The organism is Nonomuraea maheshkhaliensis (genome assembly GCF_039529435.1).
In the GTDB taxonomy this organism is placed as follows: domain Bacteria; phylum Actinomycetota; class Actinomycetes; order Streptosporangiales; family Streptosporangiaceae; genus Nonomuraea; species Nonomuraea maheshkhaliensis.
On record NZ_BAAAMU010000069.1, the window covers coordinates 1 to 20,005 of the forward strand.

The 20,005-nt window shown below is 71.9% G+C and carries 19 protein-coding genes; 10 read left to right on the forward strand and 9 right to left on the reverse strand.

The features are described 5' to 3' along the window. Both ABFX54_RS35335 and ABFX54_RS35340 read right to left on the reverse strand, forming a co-directional pair. Window positions 1-282 (reverse strand): sigma factor (locus ABFX54_RS35335; protein ID WP_346111015.1); only part of this gene is annotated, 282 nt, incomplete at its 3' end. Window positions 283-287: 5 nt separating this feature from the next. Beyond that, window positions 288-698: a YciI family protein gene (locus ABFX54_RS35340; RefSeq protein WP_346111017.1), complete on the reverse strand. Its 411-nt coding sequence runs from the start codon at window positions 696-698 to the stop codon at window positions 288-290. 115 nt (window positions 699-813) lie between these two features. Here ABFX54_RS35340 and ABFX54_RS35345 point away from each other — a divergent pair, with 115 nt between their 5' ends. Then, complete coding sequence (locus ABFX54_RS35345) at window positions 814-1,608, forward strand: alpha/beta fold hydrolase (RefSeq protein ID WP_346111019.1); 795 nt, start codon at window positions 814-816, stop codon at window positions 1,606-1,608. Here the strand turns inward: ABFX54_RS35345 and ABFX54_RS35350 are convergent. After that, window positions 1,589-2,527 (reverse strand): helix-turn-helix transcriptional regulator, encoded by a 939-nt coding sequence (locus ABFX54_RS35350; RefSeq protein WP_346111021.1) that lies wholly within the window; start codon window positions 2,525-2,527, stop codon window positions 1,589-1,591. The genes ABFX54_RS35345 and ABFX54_RS35350 overlap by 20 nt on opposite strands. Window positions 2,528-2,613: 86 nt before the next feature. Here ABFX54_RS35350 and ABFX54_RS35355 point away from each other — a divergent pair, with 86 nt between their 5' ends. The 3 genes from ABFX54_RS35355 to ABFX54_RS35365 all read left to right on the forward strand — a co-directional run bounded on the left by ABFX54_RS35355 (window position 2,614) and on the right by ABFX54_RS35365 (window position 5,455). Next, window positions 2,614-3,087 carry a VOC family protein gene (locus ABFX54_RS35355; protein WP_346111023.1) on the forward strand — a complete coding sequence of 158 codons (474 nt, stop codon included), beginning with the start codon at window positions 2,614-2,616 and terminating at the stop codon, window positions 3,085-3,087. A 369-nt stretch (window positions 3,088-3,456) separates the two neighbouring features. Next, on the forward strand, window positions 3,457-4,659 hold the full coding sequence (locus tag ABFX54_RS35360) for a Cmx/CmrA family chloramphenicol efflux MFS transporter (RefSeq protein ID WP_346111025.1): 1,203 nt from the start codon (window positions 3,457-3,459) through the stop codon (window positions 4,657-4,659). Window positions 4,660-4,663: 4 nt separating this feature from the next. After that, window positions 4,664-5,455 carry a maleylpyruvate isomerase family mycothiol-dependent enzyme gene (locus ABFX54_RS35365; RefSeq protein WP_346111026.1) on the forward strand — a complete coding sequence of 264 codons (792 nt, stop codon included), beginning with the start codon at window positions 4,664-4,666 and terminating at the stop codon, window positions 5,453-5,455. A gap of 5 nt (window positions 5,456-5,460) precedes the next feature. Here ABFX54_RS35365 and ABFX54_RS35370 read toward each other — a convergent pair whose 3' ends face one another. After that, window positions 5,461-5,913 carry a DUF2000 domain-containing protein gene (locus tag ABFX54_RS35370; RefSeq protein WP_346111028.1) on the reverse strand — a complete coding sequence of 151 codons (453 nt, stop codon included), beginning with the start codon at window positions 5,911-5,913 and terminating at the stop codon, window positions 5,461-5,463. Window positions 5,914-6,027: 114 nt separating this feature from the next. Here ABFX54_RS35370 and ABFX54_RS35375 point away from each other — a divergent pair, with 114 nt between their 5' ends. Next, complete coding sequence (locus ABFX54_RS35375; RefSeq protein ID WP_346111029.1) at window positions 6,028-6,525, forward strand: Lrp/AsnC family transcriptional regulator; 498 nt, start codon at window positions 6,028-6,030, stop codon at window positions 6,523-6,525. Window positions 6,526-6,734: 209 nt separating this feature from the next. Here the strand turns inward: ABFX54_RS35375 and pip are convergent, their stop codons facing one another. Beyond that, window positions 6,735-7,685, reverse strand: a complete 951-nt coding sequence (gene pip, locus ABFX54_RS35380) for a prolyl aminopeptidase (protein WP_346111031.1) — start codon at window positions 7,683-7,685, stop codon at window positions 6,735-6,737. 162 nt (window positions 7,686-7,847) lie between these two features. Here pip and ABFX54_RS35385 point away from each other — a divergent pair, with 162 nt between their 5' ends. Beyond that, entirely contained in the window at window positions 7,848-8,570 is a 723-nt protein-coding gene (locus tag ABFX54_RS35385) for a hypothetical protein (protein ID WP_346111032.1), read from the forward strand. Window positions 8,571-8,620: 50 nt separating this feature from the next. Here ABFX54_RS35385 and ABFX54_RS35390 read toward each other — a convergent pair whose 3' ends face one another. Further along, window positions 8,621-9,835: a cytochrome P450 family protein gene (locus ABFX54_RS35390; RefSeq protein WP_346111033.1), complete on the reverse strand. Its 1,215-nt coding sequence runs from the start codon at window positions 9,833-9,835 to the stop codon at window positions 8,621-8,623. A gap of 129 nt (window positions 9,836-9,964) precedes the next feature. On the opposite strand from ABFX54_RS35390, the gene ABFX54_RS35395 reads away from it, so the two are divergent. Beyond that, window positions 9,965-10,441, forward strand: a complete 477-nt coding sequence (locus ABFX54_RS35395; RefSeq protein WP_346111034.1) for a GNAT family N-acetyltransferase — start codon at window positions 9,965-9,967, stop codon at window positions 10,439-10,441. Between the two features lie 79 nt (window positions 10,442-10,520). On the opposite strand, the gene ABFX54_RS35400 is transcribed toward ABFX54_RS35395, so the two are convergent. Next, window positions 10,521-12,068, reverse strand: a complete 1,548-nt coding sequence (locus ABFX54_RS35400) for an N-acyl-D-amino-acid deacylase family protein (RefSeq protein ID WP_346111035.1) — start codon at window positions 12,066-12,068, stop codon at window positions 10,521-10,523. 312 nt (window positions 12,069-12,380) lie between these two features. Here ABFX54_RS35400 and ABFX54_RS35405 point away from each other — a divergent pair, with 312 nt between their 5' ends. After that, a complete protein-coding gene (locus ABFX54_RS35405; protein ID WP_346111037.1) occupies window positions 12,381-14,201 on the forward strand; it encodes a rhamnogalacturonan lyase in 1,821 nt (606 codons plus the stop codon). Window positions 14,202-14,260: 59 nt separating this feature from the next. On the opposite strand, the gene ABFX54_RS35410 is transcribed toward ABFX54_RS35405, so the two are convergent. Then, window positions 14,261-15,706, reverse strand: coding sequence for an MFS transporter (locus ABFX54_RS35410; protein ID WP_346111039.1), 1,446 nt, complete (start codon window positions 15,704-15,706; stop codon window positions 14,261-14,263). A gap of 116 nt (window positions 15,707-15,822) precedes the next feature. After that, window positions 15,823-16,311, reverse strand: coding sequence for a MarR family winged helix-turn-helix transcriptional regulator (locus ABFX54_RS35415; protein ID WP_346111040.1), 489 nt, complete (start codon window positions 16,309-16,311; stop codon window positions 15,823-15,825). Between the two features lie 65 nt (window positions 16,312-16,376). Between ABFX54_RS35415 and ABFX54_RS35420 the strand changes: the two genes are divergently transcribed. Together ABFX54_RS35420 and ABFX54_RS35425 are read left to right on the forward strand one after the other, a co-directional pair. After that, window positions 16,377-16,592 carry a hypothetical protein gene (locus ABFX54_RS35420; protein ID WP_346111041.1) on the forward strand — a complete coding sequence of 72 codons (216 nt, stop codon included), beginning with the start codon at window positions 16,377-16,379 and terminating at the stop codon, window positions 16,590-16,592. Window positions 16,593-16,696: 104 nt separating this feature from the next. Then, complete coding sequence (locus tag ABFX54_RS35425; RefSeq protein ID WP_346111043.1) at window positions 16,697-19,957, forward strand: glycosyl hydrolase family 95 catalytic domain-containing protein; 3,261 nt, start codon at window positions 16,697-16,699, stop codon at window positions 19,955-19,957. Window positions 19,958-20,005 lie beyond the last annotated feature (48 nt).

Sequence of the window (20,005 nt, forward strand, 5' to 3'; positions counted from 1 at the left end):
GGGGGGGGGCGCGAGCCAGTCGCCCGGCAGGGCCCGCGCGGCGGCGTCGTCCTCGCGGCGCCGGCGCGCCTGCTCGGCACGGAGCAGGTCGGTCAGGCGGCGCGCGGCCACCGTGATCAGCCAGGCGCGCGGATCGTCCGGCAGCCCCTCCTCCGGCCACTGTACGGCGGCGGCCAGCAGCGCCTCCTGCACCGCGTCCTCGGCGATGGCGAAGTGCCCGAACCGGCGTATGAGCGCGCCGAGGACCTGCGGCGTCAGCTCACGCAGCAGGCCCTCGACCATCGCGCTCAGAACCCGATGTCCTCGACCGAGTCGGTGATCGGCCGGATGTCGGCGTACCCGTCACCGTTGCCCGGCATCGGGCACTGCCCCAGGCGGACGGCGATCTCGGTGGCCCGGTCGAAGCTCTCGCACTCCACCACCCAGTAGCCGGCCAGCACCTCCTGCGTCTCGGCGTAGGGCCCGTCGGTGACGAACGGGACGCCGTCGCGGACGCCGGCCCTGCGGGTGTGCACGGGAGCGGCCAGGCCGCGGGTCTCGACCAGTTCCCCGGCCTCCTCCAGCTCCTTGTTCACGGTGGTCATGAACTCGTGCATGGCCGCCATGTCCTCGGGCTTCCAGACGACCCCTCCCGCGTCCTTGCCGGTCATCTCGTCGTAGTCGCGCTGGGAGGCGTACGAAAGAATCATGTACTTCATCGTCTGAGTCCTTTCCGTCGTGTCCTTTCGACCGGTACGTCGGAGCCGGGGCGGCGTTCCGGACATCATCCCCCCGGGTTTTTTCCTTGTCACCGTGTAGGGCACTCTTGGAGGCGTGCCATACGCGACCGCCCCCGACGGTGTGAAGCTGCTCTACCAGGTCACCGGTGCCGGGCCGCCCCTCGTGCTGCTGCAGGGCCAGGCCAACGACCACCGCTGGTGGGGCCCCGTACGCGCCGACTTCGACGCGACCTATCGGTGCGTCACCCTCGACTACCGGGGCACGGGCGGCAGCGACAAGCCCGACGAGCCCTACAGCACCCGCGGCTTCGTCTCCGACGTGCTGGCCGTGCTCGACGAGCTGGGCCTTGCGCGGGCGCACGTCTACGGCACCTCGATGGGCGGGCGGGTGGCCCAGTGGCTGGCGGCCGACCACCCCGCGCGGGTCGGGGCGCTGGTGCTCGGCTGCACCTCGCCGGGCGGCGCCCACGGGATCGAGCGGAGCAACGACGTACGCAAGTCGCTGGCCCAGCCCGACCGGGCCGCCGCCGAGCAGGCGCTGCGTGAGCTGATGTACACCCCCGCCTGGCTGGCCACCCACCCCGGCCCTCACGTCACCCTCGGCGACCCCGCCCTGCCCGCCCACGCCCGCCGCCGCCACCTGGCCGCCAGCGCCGCCCACGACAGCTGGGACGCGCTGCCCGCCATCACCGCGCCCACGCTGGTCGTGCACGGCACCGACGACCTGCTCAACCCGGCGGCCAACGCCCCGCTGCTGGCCGGCCGCATCCCCGGGGCCGAGCTGCGGATGATCGAGGGGGCGCGGCACGCGTACTTCGAGGAGTTCCGCGAGATCGCCAGCCCTGTTGTGCTGGACTTCCTGGCCAGGGCTACCCCGCCGCCCGCGTGAGCCGCCCGGCCAGCGTGCGCAGGCGGGCGACGAGCTCGGGCGGGTCGTGCACCTCGAACTCGCAGCCCAGCGCCAGCAGCCGGAAGGCCAGCCAGTCGAGGGTGTCGGCGTGCGTGCGCACCCGGCACGCGCCCTTGTTCAAAGGGGTCACCTCGCCCAGTGCCCTGACCGGCTCCGTCACGGCGCAGCGCAGCGTGACGACGGCCTCGTACGTGGGCTCCGCCGAGTACAGCTGCTCGGCCACGTAGGCCGCCGCGTCACCGCCCGGCGGCTCGCGCGGCACGATCCTGGCGCCCGTGGCCAGGAGCTCGCTGACGCGGTCGAGGCGGAAGATCCGCCAGTCGTCGCGGTCGAGGTCGTGCCCGAGCAGATACCAGCGCCGCCCGGCCGCCACCAGGCGGTGCGGATCGACCAGCCGCCCGCTCACCTTCCCGTCGTTCGCCCGGTACGCGAACCGCACCCGTTCTCCTCCCCGCACCGCCATCGCCAGCGTGGCGAGCAGCCCCGGGTCGAGCCGAGGCCCGTCGAGCCCCGGCATGGGCTCGGTGGCGCTGCCCAGTGACCTGACCCGGTGGCGCAGCCGGGCGGGCAACACCTGCTCCAGTTTGGCCAGGGCCCGTACCGACGCCTCCTCGATGCCCCGCACCGGCTGCCTGGCCGCGGTGGACAGGCCGACCGTGATGGCCACCGCCTCCTCGTCGTCCAGCAGCAGCGGCGGCATCGCCGTCCCCGCCACCAGCCGGTAGCCACCGGTGGAGCCCATGGTGGCCTCGACCGGATAACCGAGGTCGCGCAGCCGTTCGACGTCGCGGCGCACGGTGCGCCGGCTGACTCCCAGGCGCTCGGCCAGCTCGCCGCCGGGCCACTCGCGCGGGGTCTGGAGCAGCGACAGCAGGGCCAGCAGGCGGGACTCGCTCATGAATCCCAGAATGCCCGACATATAGGACAAGTCCTGACCTACTGCGCTCCTAACGTGGCCGTCATCGCCCTTCAAAAGGAGAAACCATGACCGTCAACCCGATCCCCGAGGGATACACCACCGTCACGCCGTGGATCATCTCCCAGGACACCGCCGGGATCATCGGCTACCTGGAGGCCGCGTTCGACGCCGTCGAGCTGGGCCGCGTGACCGACGCGGAAGGACGGATCGGGCACGCGGAGGTCCGCATCGGCGACGCGATCGTGATGCTCTTCGACGCCGCGCCGGACGCGGAGCCCACCCCCGCCTTCCTGCGCCTGTACGTCCCCGACGCCGACGCCGCGCACCGGCAGGCGGTCGCGGCGGGCGGGACCTCGCACACCGAGGTCACCCACCTGTACTGGGGCGACCGGGTGGGACGGGTGCGTGACCCGTTCGGGAACCTGTGGTGGATCCAGTCCCGCGTGGAGGAGGTCTCCGCGGAGGAGATGACGCGGCGGCTGAGCGATCCGGTCTTCGTCCGGGCGATGGAGTACGTCCAGGGCGTCAGGGACCGCTGATGGGGTACATCCGACCGCTGATCGCCTTGCCATGGCGTCGGGGACCGCTGATCACCTTGCTATATTGACCGTCATGTCCAGCCCCGAGGCATCAAGACGCTAGCCACCGGTCGTCCGGTGGCCGTCACGCGCCGTCCCCGCCCCGCCGTAGCCCGGCCAGGGCGCTGACGCGCGTCTCCTGAGCCCGCTGGGATGCTCTTCCCGCCTGCCTCCACGCCATCCGGATCACCGTGACACGGGCCGTGTCGTGCCCGGGACCGCGCGTCGCTCCATGACGCCCGCCCCGGGCCACTCCATCGCCGCGGGGCCTTCACTTCGGCCCCGCGCGCCTTACCTGTGCCGATCCATGACGTGGTCGCGGAGTTGTCGATGCCTTTCGTTGTCTACCTGCTCGGACTGGCGGTCTTCGCCCAGGGGACGTCCGAGTTCATGCTGTCCGGGCTCCTGCCCGGCATCGCCGAGGATCTGAACGTGTCCATCCCCGCCGCGGGGCTGCTGACCTCGGCGTTCGCCGCCGGGATGGTGGTGGGGGCGCCGCTGATGGCGGTGCTGAGCCTGCGGCTGTCCAGGAGGTTCGCCCTGCTGGCGTTCCTCGTCGTCTTCCTGCTCGCCCACGTGGTGGGGGCGGTCACGACCGGCTACGGGGTGCTGCTCGTGAGCCGGGCCGTGGCGGCGCTGGCCAACGCCGGCTTCCTGGCCGTGGCCATGGCGACCGCGATCGGCCTGGCGCCGCCGGACGCCAAGGGCCGGGCCACCTCCGTGCTGCTGGGCGGGGTGACCGCCGCCTGCGTGGCAGGGGTTCCCGGCGGGGCGCTGCTCGGGGAGCTGTGGGGGTGGCGCTCGGCGTTCTGGGCGGTGGCCCTGGCGCTGGTGCCGGCCCTCGTCGCGGTGCTGAAGTCCGTACCGGCCGAAGCCCCCGACGCCGGAACGGGCACCGCACGTGGTGAGTTCCGTGCCCTGCGCCGGCCCCGGCTGCTGGTGCTCCTGCTGCTGGGCGCGCTGGTGAACGGGGCCACCTTCTGCGCGTTCACCTACCTCGCGCCGCTGCTGACCGGGGTCACCGGGATCGGGGCGGCGTGGATGCCGGGGATGCTGGCCCTGTTCGGGCTGGGGTCGTTCGCCGGGGTGACGATCAGCGGGCGGTACGCGGACCGGCGGCCGGTGCCGCTGCTGGTCGCCGGCGGGGTGGCGCTGGCGGCCGGCTGGGCCGGCTTCGCGCTGACCGCGAGCGCTCCGGTGGTCGCGGTCGCGCTGGTCTTCGTCCAGGGGCTGCTCTCGTTCGCGGTCGGCTCCACGCTGATCTCGCAGGTCCTGTACGCCGCCACCGGCGCCCCCACGCTGGCCGGCGGCTTCGCCACGGCGGCGCTCAACGTCGGCGCCACGTTCGGCCCCTGGCTGGGCGGGCTCGCTCTCGGGGCCGGGCACGGGTTCCGCGCGCCGCTGTGGGTGAGCGCCGCGCTCGTGGGCCTCTCCCTGGCGGTCGCCGGAGCGGCACGGCTGACCTCGGCGAACACCGGAGACCGGCCCGCCCCCAACCAGATGGGAAGTGATCTTCACACCGGGGCACAGTGAGGCCATGGAAGCTGCCGCACGTTTCCGGCGGGAGGCGCGGGCCTTCGGGAGCGCCGCCCGCCGGGCCGCCGACCGTGGCGGGACGACCCTCGTGCCCTCCTGCCCCGGCTGGTCCATGGCCGACCTCGTGTTCCACCTGGGCGGGGCGCACCGGTTCGTCCTCGTCGTCATCAGGGACCGGCTGCCCGAGCCGCCCGACCTCCCCACGGTGGCCCGTACCGAATCACCGCCCAGCATGGAGGGATGGCCGGCGATGGACGGCACGCCCAGCGCGGGGCCGATCCCGTCCACCCTGCTCGACTGGTTCGACGAAGGGGTGGAGCGGCTCGCGGAGCAGTTCACGCTGCACGCGCCCGGCGACCCCGCGTGGACCTGGTCGCGGGAGCAGACCGCCGGCTTCTGGCTGCGCATGCAGGTCATCGAGGCCGCGGTGCACCGGTGGGACGCCGAGAACGCCGTCGGCACGGCCCGCCCGATCGCCGCGGACGTCGCCGTGGACGCGATCCCGCAGACGTTCGAGGTCATGGCCCCGGCCCGGCGCACCTGGTCGCCGGCGCCGCCGGGGAAGGGGGAAAGCTACAGGTTCGTCCGGACCGACGGGCCGGGCGAGTGGCTGGTGCGCTTCGACGGCGAGCACGTACGGCTGGAAGACGGGGGACAGGCGGACGTCGAGCTGGCCGGCACGGCGTCCGACCTGATGTTGTTCCTGTGGGGCCGGCTGCCGGCCGACGGACTCGACGTACAGGGGGACACGTCAGCGCTCGACCGCTATTTCACCCTGGTTCCTCCCGTGTAGGAGGTCTATCGCAGCAGCGGAAGCCGTCCCGTGAGCCGCTCGACCAGCGCCCTCGGGCCGAAGAGGCTGACCGCGTAGTAGGGCGGGTCCTCGGTGCGGGCCAGCTCGGCGAGATAGTCGTCGTACACGCTGGCCCGCTGGGCGATGGCGGCCATGTCGCAGAGCACCAGCTCGGGCTCGGCCGCCGCCTCGTTCCTGATCCTGGCCACGATCGCGGCGGGCGCGCCCAGCACCGTGCAGCCCGTCCACGGCAGCCCGCTGTGGACGGCGCCGGAGGCGTCCGCGCCGCCCGACCCGACGATCGCCGGCACGGTGGCCGCCACGGACGCGGCCAGGCAGGCGGCGGCGTTGGCCTGCAACCCCTTGGGCAGGTCGCGGTCGATGACGATCGCCCACTTGACCGCGAGCTCCTTGGTGGGCAGGTCGGTACGGCGGTCGAGCTCGTCGAGCACGCTCATCCGGCTATCTCCTCTCCGAAGTTCTCTCCGGAGATTCACATCCGTGCCGTCGATATGACAACTCGGAACGGCTGCTTCCGAAGGAAGTTCGGAAAGTCGTGGCAGGATGCGTACGTGGACGAACTTGATGCGGCGATACTCGCCGAGTTGCAGCGCGACGGCCGCCAGACCAACAAGGAGCTGGCCGAGCACCTCGGCATCGCCCCCTCGACCTGCCTGGAGCGGGTGCGCTCGCTGCGCTCGGCGGGCGTCATCGAGGGCTTCCACGCCGAGGTGAACCTCGACGCCGTCGGCCGTCCCGTGCAGGCGCTGATCAACGTCCGGCTGCACCCGAAGATCCGCGAGGCCGTCGAGGGCTTCCGCGACTACGTGGCCGCCCTGCCCGAGACGCTGGCCGTGTTCGTCGTGTCGGGCGGGGACGACTTCATCATCCAGGTGGGCGTGCGCGACGCCGGGCACCTGCGCGACTTCGTGCTCGACCACGTGGCCCGCCATCGCAACATCGCCGACGTGCGCACGTCGCTGGTCTACGACCACATCCGCAAGACGTCGGTCGAGGTGCTGCCCCCTGAGGGCCCGTCGCGCCCGCGTACCGGCCGCACGCATAAATAGGTGGTCGCCGCGCGAGCCGCAGCGCTACGGTTACCGCAGGTCAGCGAGCGGACAAGGGGTAGCGACGGCCGCCTCGCGGCGCATCGTCGCGCCCTGTCCGCCGACCGGCCTTTTCGAACCCGCGGCTCATCCGTACGGAATCGACCGACGGCGAGGCGATGGTCGCCAGGGGCACCGTCCAGACCCCCAGATGATCGCGAGCCGCGGGTTCACCGGTCGGCGAAGCGGTCGATGGCCGTGAAGATGGCGTCGCGCATCGTGTCGCTGCCGGTGTGGCCGGAGTCCTCCACCATGATCAGCTCGGCGTCCGGCCAGGCCTTCGCCAGCTCCCAGGCGGTCTGGGGCGGGCCGCCCATGTCGAGGCGGCCGTGGACCAGCACGCCGGGGATGCCCTTCAGCCGCCCGGCCTCGCGCAGCAGCACGCCCTCCTCCAGCCAGGCGCCGTTGGAGAAGTAGTGGGCGCAGATCCGGGTCATCGCCATGATGGCGTCGGCGGGGCGATCGCTGTAGGCGTTGGGCTTGCCGTTCGACTCCATCGAGATCACCGCGTCCTCCCAGGTGATCCAGTCGATGGCGGCCTTCTCGCGGACCTTGTCGTCGGGGTCGGACAGCAGCCTGGCGTACGCGGCGAGCAGGTCGCCGTCGCGGTCGGCCTCGGGCACGCCGTCCCTGAACCGGTCCCACGCCTCGGGGAAGAAGCGGCCGACGCCCCGGTAGAGCCAGTCGATCTCGGAGCGGCGGGTCGTCGTGACCGCCGGGATGACGATCTCCGACACCCGTTCCGGATAGGTCTCGGCGTAGGCCAGGATCAGCGTCGAGCCCCACGAACCGCCGTACAGCAGCCACTTGTCGATGCCGAGGTGCTCGCGCAGCTGCTCCATGTCGGCGATGAGGTGCTGGGTGGTGTTGCGACTCAGGTCGGTGGCCGGGTCGCTGGCGTGCGGCCGGCTGCGGCCGCAGTTGCGCTGGTCGAACAGCACGATGCGGTAGCGCTCGGGGTCGAAGCTGCGGCGGACGCCGGTGCTGCATCCCGATCCGGGGCCTCCGTGGACGACGAGCGCGGGCTTGCCGTCCGGGTTGCCGCAGACCTCCCAATAGATGAGGTTGCCGTCGCCGGTGTCGAGCATGCCGTGGTCGTACGGTTCTATCGGGGGACGCAAGGGGGTTCCTCTCCAGAGATATAACAGTACTCATATATTAGCCAGGACCAGGGACTCCGAGCGCACCGGTAAAGAGGGCTAGATCCAACTATGGAGTAACCGAACCGCCACCAAGGGTAATGATCGCTTCGAAAAGCCGATCAACGCCCTTCAGGGAGCATCATGTCCAGGCAGGCCATTGCCCTATTCGTCGCGACTTCCGCCGTTCTGCTGGCACCCGCCGGGGCGGCGCACGCGGAAGAGGAAGCCGCCTTTCCGCCCGTCGAGTGCACCACCCACGACGGCAGGGTCGTGAACGTCACGCCGCCTCCGCCGTGGCTGGGCACGGTCACCGCCGACGTGGTCGGCGGGCTCATGGACTCGGTCGCGGGCCTCAGGACCATGGAGGGCGCCTACGGGACGGGCGCGGGGACGGCGAATCCGTACGCGCCGCCCGCGATCCCCGCTCCAGCTCCGACGCCATCCGTCACCCCGGCCCCGGGGACGGCCCAGCAGGACGGGGAGACGATGGAGGGCCTGGTCTACAACGCGGTCGTCTGCAGCCACGGCACCAACCACACCACGACCTCGCTGCTGCCGCCCGAGGAGGACCCTGAGCGGGTCGCGCAGTACCTCGCAACGCTCTTCACGACCAGCAAGCAGGCCTGCGCCCCCACCGCGCCGCGCCCCAAGTCGCTGCTGTCGGCCCTCGGCGTCCAGCAACTCGTGGACTCCCTGATCGCCGCCCCGGCACCCTGCCTGCCCCCCGCCGCCCAGCCGGGCCAGGTCCCGCAGGAGGACGTGGTGTACCAGATGGACCAGGAGGACCAGGAGGACCAGGCCCCGACCTCACTCCTGGACGCCATCGGCGTCACCGACCTGCTGAACAGCCTCAGCGGCGACTGACCCACCCCCGCACCCGCCCGGGCGCGGCGGTCACCGGGCGGGCGGGGTGGTCAGGTGCGGGGGCCCAGGATGACGGGGAGTTCCAGCGGGCCTTCTGTGATGATCGAGGAGGTGTAGGCGATCTCGTCCTCCTTGATCGCCAGCCGTAGCTCCGGATACCGGCCGAACAAAGACGCGAGCGCGATCCGCACCTCCAGCCGGGCCAGCGGCGCGCCCAGGCAGAAGTGCGGCCCCCTGCCGAAGCCGAGATGCACGTCGGGCTCGCGGGTGGCGTCGAAGCGGGCGGCGTCCGAGCCGAACCTGGCCGGGTCCGTGCCCGCCCCGGCGAGCGTGACGATGACCGGCTCGCCCGCCGGGATCGTGGTCCCGCCCACCACCACGTCTTCGAGCGCGTACCGGAAGAAGACGTTGACCACGGAGTTGCGGCTGCGCAGCGCCTCCTCGACCACGTCCTCCCAGGCGTCGTCCGCCCGCACCCTGGCCAGTTGCTCGGGATCCGAGCCCAGGGCGATCACCGTGTTGGCGATCAGGTGCACGGTCGTCTCGTGACCGGCGATGAGGACCAGCCAGAGCAACCACACCATCTCGTCGTCGGACAGGCGGTCGCCGTCCTCCTCCTGCACCCGGATCAGGCCCGTGGTGAGGTCGTCGCCGGGTTCCACCCGCCGGCGATCGATGAACTCACGCAGGTATCCCAGCAGCCCTCCGCCGGCCGCGGCCGCCTCCTCCGGCGTGGCGTTGTGCGACAGCAGCACGTTGGTGTACGCGCGGATCAGGTGCCGTTCCTCCTCCGGCACGCCGAACAGCTCGCAGATCACCGCGATCGGCAGCGGCTCGCTGAAGACCCGGACGAGGTCGACCACACCGTCCTGGCCGTCCATCCGGTCGAGCAGGTCGTCGGTGATCTGCTGGATGCGCGGCCCCATGGCCTGCACCCGGCCGGGCGTGAAGGCCCGGTTGACCAGCCCGCGGAGCCGCCGGTGGTCCGCGCCGTCCTTGACCAGCAGGTGGTCGCCCGAGATGACCTGGCGGATCGGCCAGTCGGGCGGGATGGTGCCGTCGTTCAGCGCGGGGAAGTTGCGCGGGTTCTTGCTGAACAGCGTGCCGTCGTTGGTGAGGACGTACTCGACCGCCTCGAACGAGCTCACGACCCACGCGCCGACCTCGCCCGGGAGCTCGACGCGGACGACCGGCCCCGCCGTGTCCCGCAGACGGCTGATCGTCTCGGAGATCCGCTCGCCGGGCGTCGGAATCTGCAGTGTCATTGGAGTCTCCCGCGTAGAGGTCTACTCAACTCTCCGCTTCGCCCTGGTATGGGCCAAGGTCGTTCGTTGTCACCCCGAGGCCGCCAACACCTGCCGACAGCGCCACTTGCGGAGCCCTATCGTGGGCGGATGGACCGCATCGAGACGGCGCTTCTCGCCCTCATCCCCCTCCATCCCGATCACGCGGGCGAGATGGCGGGCGTGCTCTCCGACCCGGCCCTGCACGAGTTCACCGGCGGCGCCCCGCTGAGCGAGCCCGAGCTGCGCACCCGCTACGAGCGGCAGACCTCGGGGCCGCCCGGCTGGCGCAACTGGGTGATCCGGCCGCGCGCGGAGGACCGGCTTGTCGGCTACGTGCAGGCCACGATCGACGGACGCACCGCCGAGGTCGCCTGGGTGGTCGGCACGCCGTGGCAGGGCCGCGGGCTGGCCCGCGCGGCCGCCGTCGCCCTGGTCGAGCACCTCATGGAACGGGAGGTCGACACGGTCGTGGCGCACATCCACCCCGACCACGCGGCCTCGGCCTCCGTCGCCACCGCGGCCGGTCTGAGCCCGACGGAGCGGTGGGAGGACGGCGAGGTCCGCTGGGAGCGCCACCGGTCATGAGAGCCCGCACCCCGTCAGCACGTACAGCGTCGGTCACAGCGTCGGTCACAGGGCTGCGCCGGCTCCGGGGTGCCGGTCATCACTGCCCGGCGCGCAGGACGCGTCCTCTGCGCTCGCCGGTGAAGTCGCCCGACTCCACCACCACCCGCCCTTCGAGAAGCACGTACGCGACGCCGGACGGCCGGACGGACGGGTCCGCGTACGTACCGGCATGGCCGATCGTCTCCGGGTCGAAGACGCAGACGTCGGCCCACGAGCCGGGGCCGAGCCAGCCCCGTCCGTGCAGGGCGAACTGGTCGGCGGTCGCCGAGGTGGCCTTGCGCACCGCCTCCTCCAGCGGGAGCAGTCGCTGGTCGCGTACGTACGTGCCGAAGAACCGCGGGAAGCAGCCCCACGTCCGAGGGTGCTCAAGACCGACCGGCGTCCCGTTGTCGGAGCCGACGCCGATGAGCGGATCGCGCATGATCTCGGTCACGTCCTGCTCGGACATCAGCGAGATCACCATCGTGGCGGCCGGGTCGGCGGCGATGAGCGCGCACGCGACCTCCCACGCGTCCCCGCCGAGATGGGCGAAGGCCGGGTCGGCGGCGAGCGCGGCCAGCGTGCGACCGGCGTGAGCCTCCTCGGCGTGCCCCGTGACCAGCACCGCGTCAGGAGCGGCGTCCTGCCACAGCCCCGCGCCGGTCCCGCCGGACTCGGCCAGGGCGCGCAGCCGCGCCCGCTCGGCGGGGGCCGCCAGCAGGCCGCCCGCCTGCCCGCCGGCCAGCGCCGACGGGGGCAGCAGCGCGGCGAGCATGGTGGCCCCCGCCAGGTACGGGTACTGGTCGCCGCGCACGTCCACCCCGTCGAGGCGGGCCTGGCGCAGCTTGGCCAGCAGCATGCCCGCCTGCCCGTGGTTGGCCCGGCCGGCGACCTTGCAGTGCGACACCTGCAGCCGGACGCGGGCCCGCCGCGCGATCTCGACGGCCTCGTCCAGCGCGGCGGCCAAACCGGCGCCTTCGTCGCGCATGTGCGTCGTGTACGGCACCCCGTACCCGTGCGCCACCTTGGCCAGCGCCACCAGTTCCGCCGTGCCGGCGTAGCTGCCCGGCGGATAGATGAGGCCGCTCGACAGCCCGCACGCCCCTGCGGTGAAGGCCGCCGCCGCCAGCTCGCACATCCGTTCCAGGTCGCCCTCGCGCAGGCGCTCGTCGAAGCCGGCCACGGCCCCGCGCAGCGTCGAGTGCCCGACGAGCGTCGCCACGTGGTTGGTCGGCCCGGCGTCCTCGACGGCGTCCAGGTACTGCGCGAATGTCCAGTCGGGCACGTCCTCGCCGGTCAGCTCCTCCAGCGCGGAGGCGTCGGGGGCGTAGGAGAAGCCACAGTTGCCGTTGACCTCGGTGGTGACGCCCTGGAGCAGCTTGAACGGCTGCGCCCGCGCCATCAGCGGCACCAGGTCGGAGTGCGCGTGGGCGTCCACGAACCCGGGGGCCACCGCCAGCCCGGTCACGTCGATCACCCGGCGCGCGTCCCCGAGGTCGCGGCCCACCTCCACCACCCGGTCGCCGGTGATGGCGACATCGTTCACGACGGCCGGAGAGCCGAGCCCGTCGTACACCGTTCCGCCACGCAGGATGAGATCGGCCATGCCCACCACCCAACACCCACCCGAGCCGGGAATTCTTGTGGCCGGCCACCCAACAACGGGCCCGGCATTGGCGGGCCGGACGAAGACGCCCGCGGAGCACGGCAGACGTTCGCTTCAGGGCGCTTGCGGATCACGTGGCTGCTGGCTTTAATACGCGCACCCGCGCTCACCACCGGCGAGGAGCTCCTGTGCACGTTCCCGCAGCTCTGTCCCTCCCATCCGCCCTGTTAGCGCTACCACCCGGCCCCCGCACCCGTGAAACTTTCTTTTTGCCCGCCGGGAAAGCGCTTACCATCCGCGAAGGAGTCCATCATGCGCCCGCACCTGGCCGCCGCGGCGGCCGTTCTGGCCCTGGCCGCGACCGCGGTCCCCGTCCAAGCGGCACCGCCGACCAAACAGATGGAGGACCTGGACCGGGGGCTGATCAGCGTCCGCTCCGGATCCGGCAACCTCGTCTCGTGGCGGCTGCTCGGCACCGACCCCGACGGCGTCACCTTCAACCTCTACCGGGGCTCGACCAGGATCGCCTCCGGGCTGGCCACCTCGACCAACTTCCTGGACAACGGCGCCGCCGCCGACTCCTCGTACACGGTCAGGGCGGTGACCGGCGGCGCCGAGCAGCCCACCTCCCCCGCCTCGCTCCGCTTCACCGGCGGCGCCTACCTGGACGTCCCCATCCAGCCCCCGTCCGGCGGCACCACCCCTGACGGCGTCGGCTACACCTACAGCGCCAACGACGCGAGCGTGGGCGACCTGGACGGCGACGGCACGTACGAACTCGTCCTGAAATGGGACCCCTCCAACGCCAAGGACAACTCCCAGTCCGGCTACACCGGCAACGTGTTCGTGGACGCCTACCGCCTCGACGGCACCCGCCTGTGGCGCATCGACCTGGGCCGCAACATCCGGGCCGGCGCCCACTACACCCAGTTCCAGGTGTACGACTACGACGGCGACGGCCGGGCCGAGGTCGCGATGAAGACCGCCGACGGCACCAGGGACGGCCGCAGCACCGTGATCGGCAGTTCGAGCGCCGACCACCGCAACTCCAGCGGGTACGTCCTCAGCGGCCCCGAATATCTGACCATGTTCAGCGGCCAGACCGGCGCCGCGCTGTCGACGGTCTCCTACGACCCGCCGCGCGGCACGGTCTCCTCCTGGGGCGACAACTACGGCAACCGGGTGGACCGCTTCCTGGCCGGGACGGCGTACCTGGACGGCGAGCGCCCCTCGCTCATCATGGCCCGCGGCTACTACACCCGCAGCGTCATCGCCGCCTGGGACTTCCGCAACGGCTCGCTGACCAAGCGGTGGACGTTCGACAGCAACGCCTCCGGCTCCCAGTACGCCGGGCAGGGCAGCCACAGCCTGTCGGTCGGCGACATCGACCGCGACGGCCGCGACGAGATCGTCTACGGCGCGATGGCCGTGAACGACAACGGCAGCGGCATGTGGAGCACCAGCACCGGCCACGGCGACGCCCAGCACCTCGGCGACTTCGACCCCGCCAGGGCCGGGCTGGAGTACTTCAAGGTCAGCGAGTCCACCTCCCAGCCGGGCTCGCTCTACATCGACCCGGGCAACGGCTCGATCCTCTGGTCCACCGCCTCGGGCTCCGACAACGGCCGCGGCGTGGCCGGGGACATCTCCACCGTCCGGGTGGCCGGCGAGTTCTGGTCGGCCACCGACGGCAACCTGCGCAGCGTCACCGGCAACACCGCCGGCCGCAAGCCGTCCTCGGTCAACTTCCTGGCCTGGTGGGACGGCGACCCGGTCAGGGAGCTGCTGGACCAGACCAGGATCGACAAGTACGGCACCGACTCCGACACCCGCCTGCTGACCGCCTCCGGCGTGCACTCCAACAACGGCACCAAGGCGACGCCGTCGCTGTCGGCCGACCTGTTCGGCGACTGGCGCGAGGAGGTCGTCTGGCCCACCTCCGACAACCGCGCGCTGCGCGTCTATTCCACGCCCGTCCCGACGGACCGGCGCATTCACACCCTCATGCACGACCCGCTCTACCGCGTCTCGGTGGCCTGGCAGAACACCGCCTACAACCAGCCGCCGCACACCGGCTTCTTCATCGGCGACCGCATGCCCACGCCGGCCAGGCCCGACATCTACGTACGCTGACCTCGGGAACGGCGGAAGGCGCGGCGGCCCCTGGCCGCCGCGCCTTCCACAACCCAGGCTCAGGAGGCCGCCACCGGCGCAGAAGCCGCGGCCTCGCCGCCGGCCCGGCGCGAGGGCCCGCGCAGGACGACCGCGGCCACCACGAAGGCCGTGAGCAGCACCCCGGCCGAGATGCCGAACGCGAGCTGGAAGCCACCCGCCAGCGCCGACGCCCGATCCTGCCCGGCGGCCAGCAGCCCCTCGGTACGCCCGGCCGCCATCGTGCTCAGCACCGCCACGCCGATCGCCATGCCCACCTGCTGGGTGGTGTTGAACAGCCCCGAGGCCAGCCCGGCGTCGCTCTCCCGCGCCCCGGACATGCCCAGCGTGGCCAGCGCCGGCAGCACCAGCCCGCCGCCCCAGATCAGCAGCATCACCGGCAGCAGGTGGGTGAGGTACCCGGCGTCCGTGGGGATCCGCGTCAGCAGCAGCATGGCGGCCGTGAGCATCGCCAGGCCGCCGAGCAGCACGACCTTCACCCCGAACCGGGCGCTGAGCCGGGCGGAGGCGAACAGCGAGATCGTCCCGATGCCGACCGCGGCCGGCAGCATGGCCAGCCCGCTCTCCAGGGCGCCGTAGCCGAGGACCTGCTGGATGAAGAGCACGAAGAGCACCTGGAAGGCGAACATGCCCGACAGGGACAACATCTGGGCGACGTTGGCGCCGACCACGTTGCGCGAGCGCAGGACGCGCAGCGGCATGAGCGGGGTCCTCGCGGTGGCCTGCCGCAGCACGAACGCGGCGATCAGGGCCAGCGACACCGCGCCCAGGCCGAGGGTGTGGACGGCGAGCCAGCCGTACTCCTCCACCTTGATCACGGTGTAGATGCCCAGCATCAGCCCGGAGGTGATCAGCACGGCCCCTGTGACGTCGGCGCCGGCCGACAGGCCGATCCCGCGGTCGGCGGGCAGTGCGCGGACGGCCAGCGCGATGGTCAGCACGCCGATCGGCACGTTGATGAAGAAGATCCACGGCCAGTCGAAGGCGTCGGTGAGCACGCCGCCCAGGACCTGGCCCAGGGAGGCGCCGGCGGCCCCGGTGGAGCTGAAGATCGCGATGGCCTTCGCCCGCTCCCGTGGCTCGGTGAACAGCGTCACGAGGATGCCCAGCACGACCGCCGAGGCCATCGCGCTGCCCACGCCTTGCAGGAATCTGGCCGTGATCAGCATCCCCGGGCCGCCGGCCACGCCGGCCAGCAACGACGCGGCCGTGAAGATCACGTTCCCGGCCATGAACAGCTTCCTGCGGCCGATGAGGTCCCCCAGCCGGCCCGACAGCAGCAGCAACCCGCCGAAGGCGATCAGATAGGCGTTGACCATCCAGCTCAGCCCGGCGGGCGTGAAGCCCAGGTCCCGCTGGATCGTGGGCAGCGCGACGGTCACGATGCTGCCGTCGAGGACGGTCATCAATCCGGTGGCGGACAGCACGCCCAGTGCGGTCCAGCGCGAGTCAGGCGAATACGGCACGGTCTCTCCCGATCAAGGTGTGGCACGCCGGCGCGGCGGCGTCGACAGGAGAGACCGTAACAGATAGTTCCGTTACAGACGATATTTTTCGGATCTATTTTTGGCGCGCACCGGAGCTACCGCTGCCGCTCGCGCGCCCTGCGGGCCACCTGCGGGCTCTCCACCGGCGTGGCGAGATGGCCGCCGACCAGCCGGTTCAGCGCCCGGACCAGCACCTCGCGCTCGTCGTCCGGCAGGGACGCGAGCGCGTCGCGGTGCACGCCGTCCACGACCTCCTGACTGCGCGCGGCGATCTCCGCGCCCTTGTCGGTGACCGCGATGATCCGGGCGCGCCGATCGACGCTGGAGGGCCGGCGTACGGCGTAACCGGCCTTCTCCAGCGCGTCCACGGTCACCACCATCGTGGTCTTGTCCATGTCGCCCAGCTCGGCGAGCTGGATCTGGGTACGCTCCTCCTCCAGCGCGTGGACCAGCACGCAGTGCATGCGCGCGGTCAGGCCGATCTCGGCCAGCGCCGCGGCCATGCGCGTGCGCAGCACGTGGCTGGTGTGGTCGAGCAGGAACGACAGATCGGTCGCGGTACGGGCGGGGGCCATCGCGGTCATGCTCTTCAGCCTACCCAAGTGGTTCCGGAACGGATTATCCGCAAATCAACGTGAAGGAGACCGAGATGGACGGCCCGGTGCCGCGTCCCAGCGCGCGGGTCGTGCTCGTGGACGACGCCGACCGGCTGCTGCCGTTCTCCAGCCACGACCGTCGCAGCGGCGTCACCCGCTGCCGAGCCTGCCGGCCTCCCTGCTCGCCGACGGCCCGCCGCGCACCCCGCTCCTCGTGGACGACTGACCGGCAGTCATCGGATCTCCTGCCCGCCCACCGGCCTTCGTGAGCATGGCGGCACCCCCGACGCATACATCGGATGTCAACTCTTGTTAAGGGCAGGTTTCGATGCTATCTCCTAAGGTCAAGGTTTCCATGTGATCGGAGGGATCCGTGGCCCACCCCCCACGACGCCGCCTCAACTCCGCCTTGCTCGCCGCACTCCTGCTCGCCACCGGACTGCCCGCCTCCGCCCAAGCGGTCACCGAAGACCGCAAGACACCCGATGACTTGACGCTCTGGTACGACAAGCCCGCCACGGACTGGGAGACCCAGGCACTGCCCATCGGCAACGGCCCCCTGGGGGCGATGATCTTCGGCGGGGTGGCCTCCGAGCGGATCCAGTTCAACGAGAAGACGTTATGGACCGGCGGCCCCGGCTCACCCGGCTACGACTTCGGCAACTGGAGGTCGCCGCGCCCCGGCGCGATCGCCGAGGTCCAGCGGCAGATCGACCGCGACGGCCGGATGAGCCCCGAGGACGTGGCCGCCACGCTGGGCCAGCCCAAGACGGGCTTCGGGGCGTACCAGACGTTCGGCGACCTGCTTCTCGATCTCGCCGACGCGCCCGCCGACCCCTCCGCCTACCGGCGCGAGCTGAGCCTGCGCGAGGCCGTGGCCCGGGTCGGCTACACCGCGGGCGGGGTCCGCTACTCGCGTGAATACTTCGCCAGCAACCCGGGCAACGTGATCGTCGGCCGGCTGTCGGCCGACCGGCGCGGCAAGGTGTCGTTCACGCTGCGGCACAGCTCGCCGCGCGACGACAAGACGGTCACCGCGGCCGGCGGCCGGCTCACCATCCGCGGGCAGCTCGGCGACAACCAGATGCGGTTCGAGGCGCAGGTGCAGGTGATCGCGCAGGGCGGCACCCGTACCGACGCAGGGGACGCGATCACCGTCACCGGCGCCGACAGCGCCGTCTTCGTGCTGTCGGCCGGCACCGACTACGCCGACGACTACCCCGCCTACCGGGGCGCCGACCCGCACGCCAAGGTCACCGCGGCCGTGGACGCCGCCGCGTCCAGGAGCTACGACGAGCTGCGCCGCGCGCACACCGCCGACTACCGCAAGCTCTTCGACCGGGTGGAACTCGACCTCGGCGGCACGACGCCCGCCGTCCCCACCGACCGGCTGCGCAAGGACTACACCGGCGGCGCCGCCGGCGACGACCGGGCGCTGGAGGAGCTGTTCTTCGCCTACGGCCGCTACCTGCTCATCTCCTCCTCCCGCGAGAACGACCTGCTGCCGGCCAACCTCCAAGGCGTGTGGAACCACTCCACCAGCCCGCCCTGGGGAGCCGACTACCACGTCAACATCAACCTGCAGATGAACTACTGGCTCGCCGAGCAGACCAACCTGCACGAGACGACCAAGCCGTACGACCGCTACATCTCCGCCATGGTCGCCCCCGGCCGCAAGACCGCGCAGGACATGTACGGCGCCCGCGGCTGGGTGGTCAACAACGAGACCAACCCGTTCGGGTTCACCGGCATGCACGACTGGGCCACCGCCTTCTGGTTCCCCGAGGCCGCCGCCTGGACCACCCAGCACCTGTACGACAGCTACCGCTTCACCGGCGACACCGGCTACCTGCGCGACACCGCGTACCCGGTGATCAAGGGCGCGGCGGAGTTCTGGCTCGACTTCCTGCACACCGATCCGCGTGACGGCAAGCTGGTCGCCTCGCCCAGCTACTCCCCCGAGCACGGCGACTTCTCCGCCGGCGCGTCGATGTCGCAGCAGATCGTCCGCGAGGTGCTCGGCAACGCCCTGGCCGCGGCCGAGAAGCTGAACGTGGACGCGAGCTTCCGCGCCGAGGTGAGCGCCGCCCTGGCCAAGCTCGACCCCGGCCTGCGCGTCGGTTCCTGGGGCCAGCTCCAGGAGTGGAAGAGCGACTGGGACGCGAGGTCCGACACCCACCGGCACGTCTCCCACCTGTACGCCCTGCACCCCGCCAACCAGATCGAAGCGGGCACGCCGGAGGCCGAGGCGGCCAAGGTCACGCTGACCGCGCGCGGCGACGGCGGCACCGGCTGGTCCAAGGCGTGGAAGATCAACTTTTGGGCACGGCTGCTGGACGGCGACCACGCCCACAAGATGCTCGCCGAGCAGCTCAAGACCTCCACCCTGGACAACCTCTGGGACACCCATCCGCCGTTCCAGATCGACGGCAACTTCGGGGCCACCTCGGGGATCGCCGAGATGCTCGTGCAGAGTCAGCACGACGTCGTCCACGTCCTGCCCGCCCTGCCCTCCACCTGGAAGAACGGCTCCGTGACCGGGCTGCGCGCCCGAGGGAACGTCACCGTGGACGCCACCTGGAAGGGCGGCGCGCCCGACACCGTCACCGTGCGGCCCGGCGGGAGCGGCCCGCTCAAGGTCAGGTCGCCGTTCATCGCCGGGCGCTACCGGGTCCTCGACGAGCGCGGCCACGAGGTCGACGCGCGCCGCCACGGCGACACCCTCACCTGGAACGCCCGCGCCGGCCAGGCGTACACGATCCAGAACGAGGCCGCGGTCGCCATGGAGGCGCCCGCCACGGCCATGCCGGGCACGCCGTTCGAGGCTCGGGTCACGGTGACGGCCACCCGTCACCTGCCCGCCACGTCCCCCGGCCGCACGCGCACCGCCGTCTTCACCGTCACCCCCGGCCCGGCGGACGGCTCCCGGAGCGCCGTGCTCACCGCCTCGGTCACCGGCTCGTGGCGGGCCTCGACGACCGCCGCACTCGGCCTCGACCCCTGCGCGCCGCCCGAACCCGGCTCCCTCCTGGTCGCCTGGGACCCGAAGGAGGGCGGCACCGTCGCCGACACCTCCGGCCACGACCGCGACGCCACCGTCACCGGCACCCCCGCCTACGACACCACCGCGCCCACCGGCAGCGGCCTGGTCCTCGACGGCGACACGTACCTGACGACGGGCGCGACCACCCTCGGCCTGGTCCGGGAGGCCACGTTCGCGGCCCAGGTCAAGATCGGCGGCTCCGGTTACCGCCGCCTGTTCGACTCCCAGGTGTCCGGCGACCCCGGGACCGACGGTGTGCTCATCGACATCACTCCCGGCAACACGCTGCGCTTCATCGGCGCCGGGGCCAACACCGGCCTGAACGCCACCGTGCCCACCGGCCGCTGGATCGACGTGGTGGTCACGCTCGACCGTACCGGGACGATCACCGCGTACGTGGACGGCGAACCCAAGGCCACCGCCCAGACCAGCACCGACGGCATCACCGGCTGCACCGCCCGCCCCCTGCGCTTCGCGGCCGACCAGAACGGCGGCCAGCGCCTGACCGGCGCCGTGGACCGCGCCGCCATCCTCGCCAGGGCGCTGTCCGCGGACGAGGTGAAGACCTGGCAGAGCCTCGCCTTCGAGTAACCCGCACCGGGGTGGACGCCTGCCCCGCAGGCGTCCACCCCGTTATGA

Bases quoted from the DNA above. Each gene is read 5' to 3' on its own strand.
- ABFX54_RS35340 (WP_346111017.1), bottom strand. From the start codon at position 698: ATGAAGTACATGATTCTTTCGTACGCCTCCCAGCGCGACTACGACGAG.
- ABFX54_RS35350 (WP_346111021.1), bottom strand. From the start codon at position 2,527: ATGAGCGAGTCCCGCCTGCTGGCCCTGCTGTCGCTGCTCCAGACCCCG.
- ABFX54_RS35355 (WP_346111023.1), top strand. From the start codon at position 2,614: ATGACCGTCAACCCGATCCCCGAGGGATACACCACCGTCACGCCGTGG.
- ABFX54_RS35360 (WP_346111025.1), top strand. From the start codon at position 3,457: ATGCCTTTCGTTGTCTACCTGCTCGGACTGGCGGTCTTCGCCCAGGGG.
- ABFX54_RS35365 (WP_346111026.1), top strand. From the start codon at position 4,664: ATGGAAGCTGCCGCACGTTTCCGGCGGGAGGCGCGGGCCTTCGGGAGC.
- ABFX54_RS35370 (WP_346111028.1), bottom strand. From the start codon at position 5,913: ATGAGCGTGCTCGACGAGCTCGACCGCCGTACCGACCTGCCCACCAAG.
- ABFX54_RS35385 (WP_346111032.1), top strand. From the start codon at position 7,848: ATGTCCAGGCAGGCCATTGCCCTATTCGTCGCGACTTCCGCCGTTCTG.
- ABFX54_RS35390 (WP_346111033.1), bottom strand. From the start codon at position 9,835: ATGACACTGCAGATTCCGACGCCCGGCGAGCGGATCTCCGAGACGATC.
- ABFX54_RS35395 (WP_346111034.1), top strand. From the start codon at position 9,965: ATGGACCGCATCGAGACGGCGCTTCTCGCCCTCATCCCCCTCCATCCC.
- ABFX54_RS35400 (WP_346111035.1), bottom strand. From the start codon at position 12,068: ATGGCCGATCTCATCCTGCGTGGCGGAACGGTGTACGACGGGCTCGGC.
- ABFX54_RS35405 (WP_346111037.1), top strand. From the start codon at position 12,381: ATGCGCCCGCACCTGGCCGCCGCGGCGGCCGTTCTGGCCCTGGCCGCG.
- ABFX54_RS35415 (WP_346111040.1), bottom strand. From the start codon at position 16,311: ATGACCGCGATGGCCCCCGCCCGTACCGCGACCGATCTGTCGTTCCTG.
- ABFX54_RS35420 (WP_346111041.1), top strand. From the start codon at position 16,377: ATGGACGGCCCGGTGCCGCGTCCCAGCGCGCGGGTCGTGCTCGTGGAC.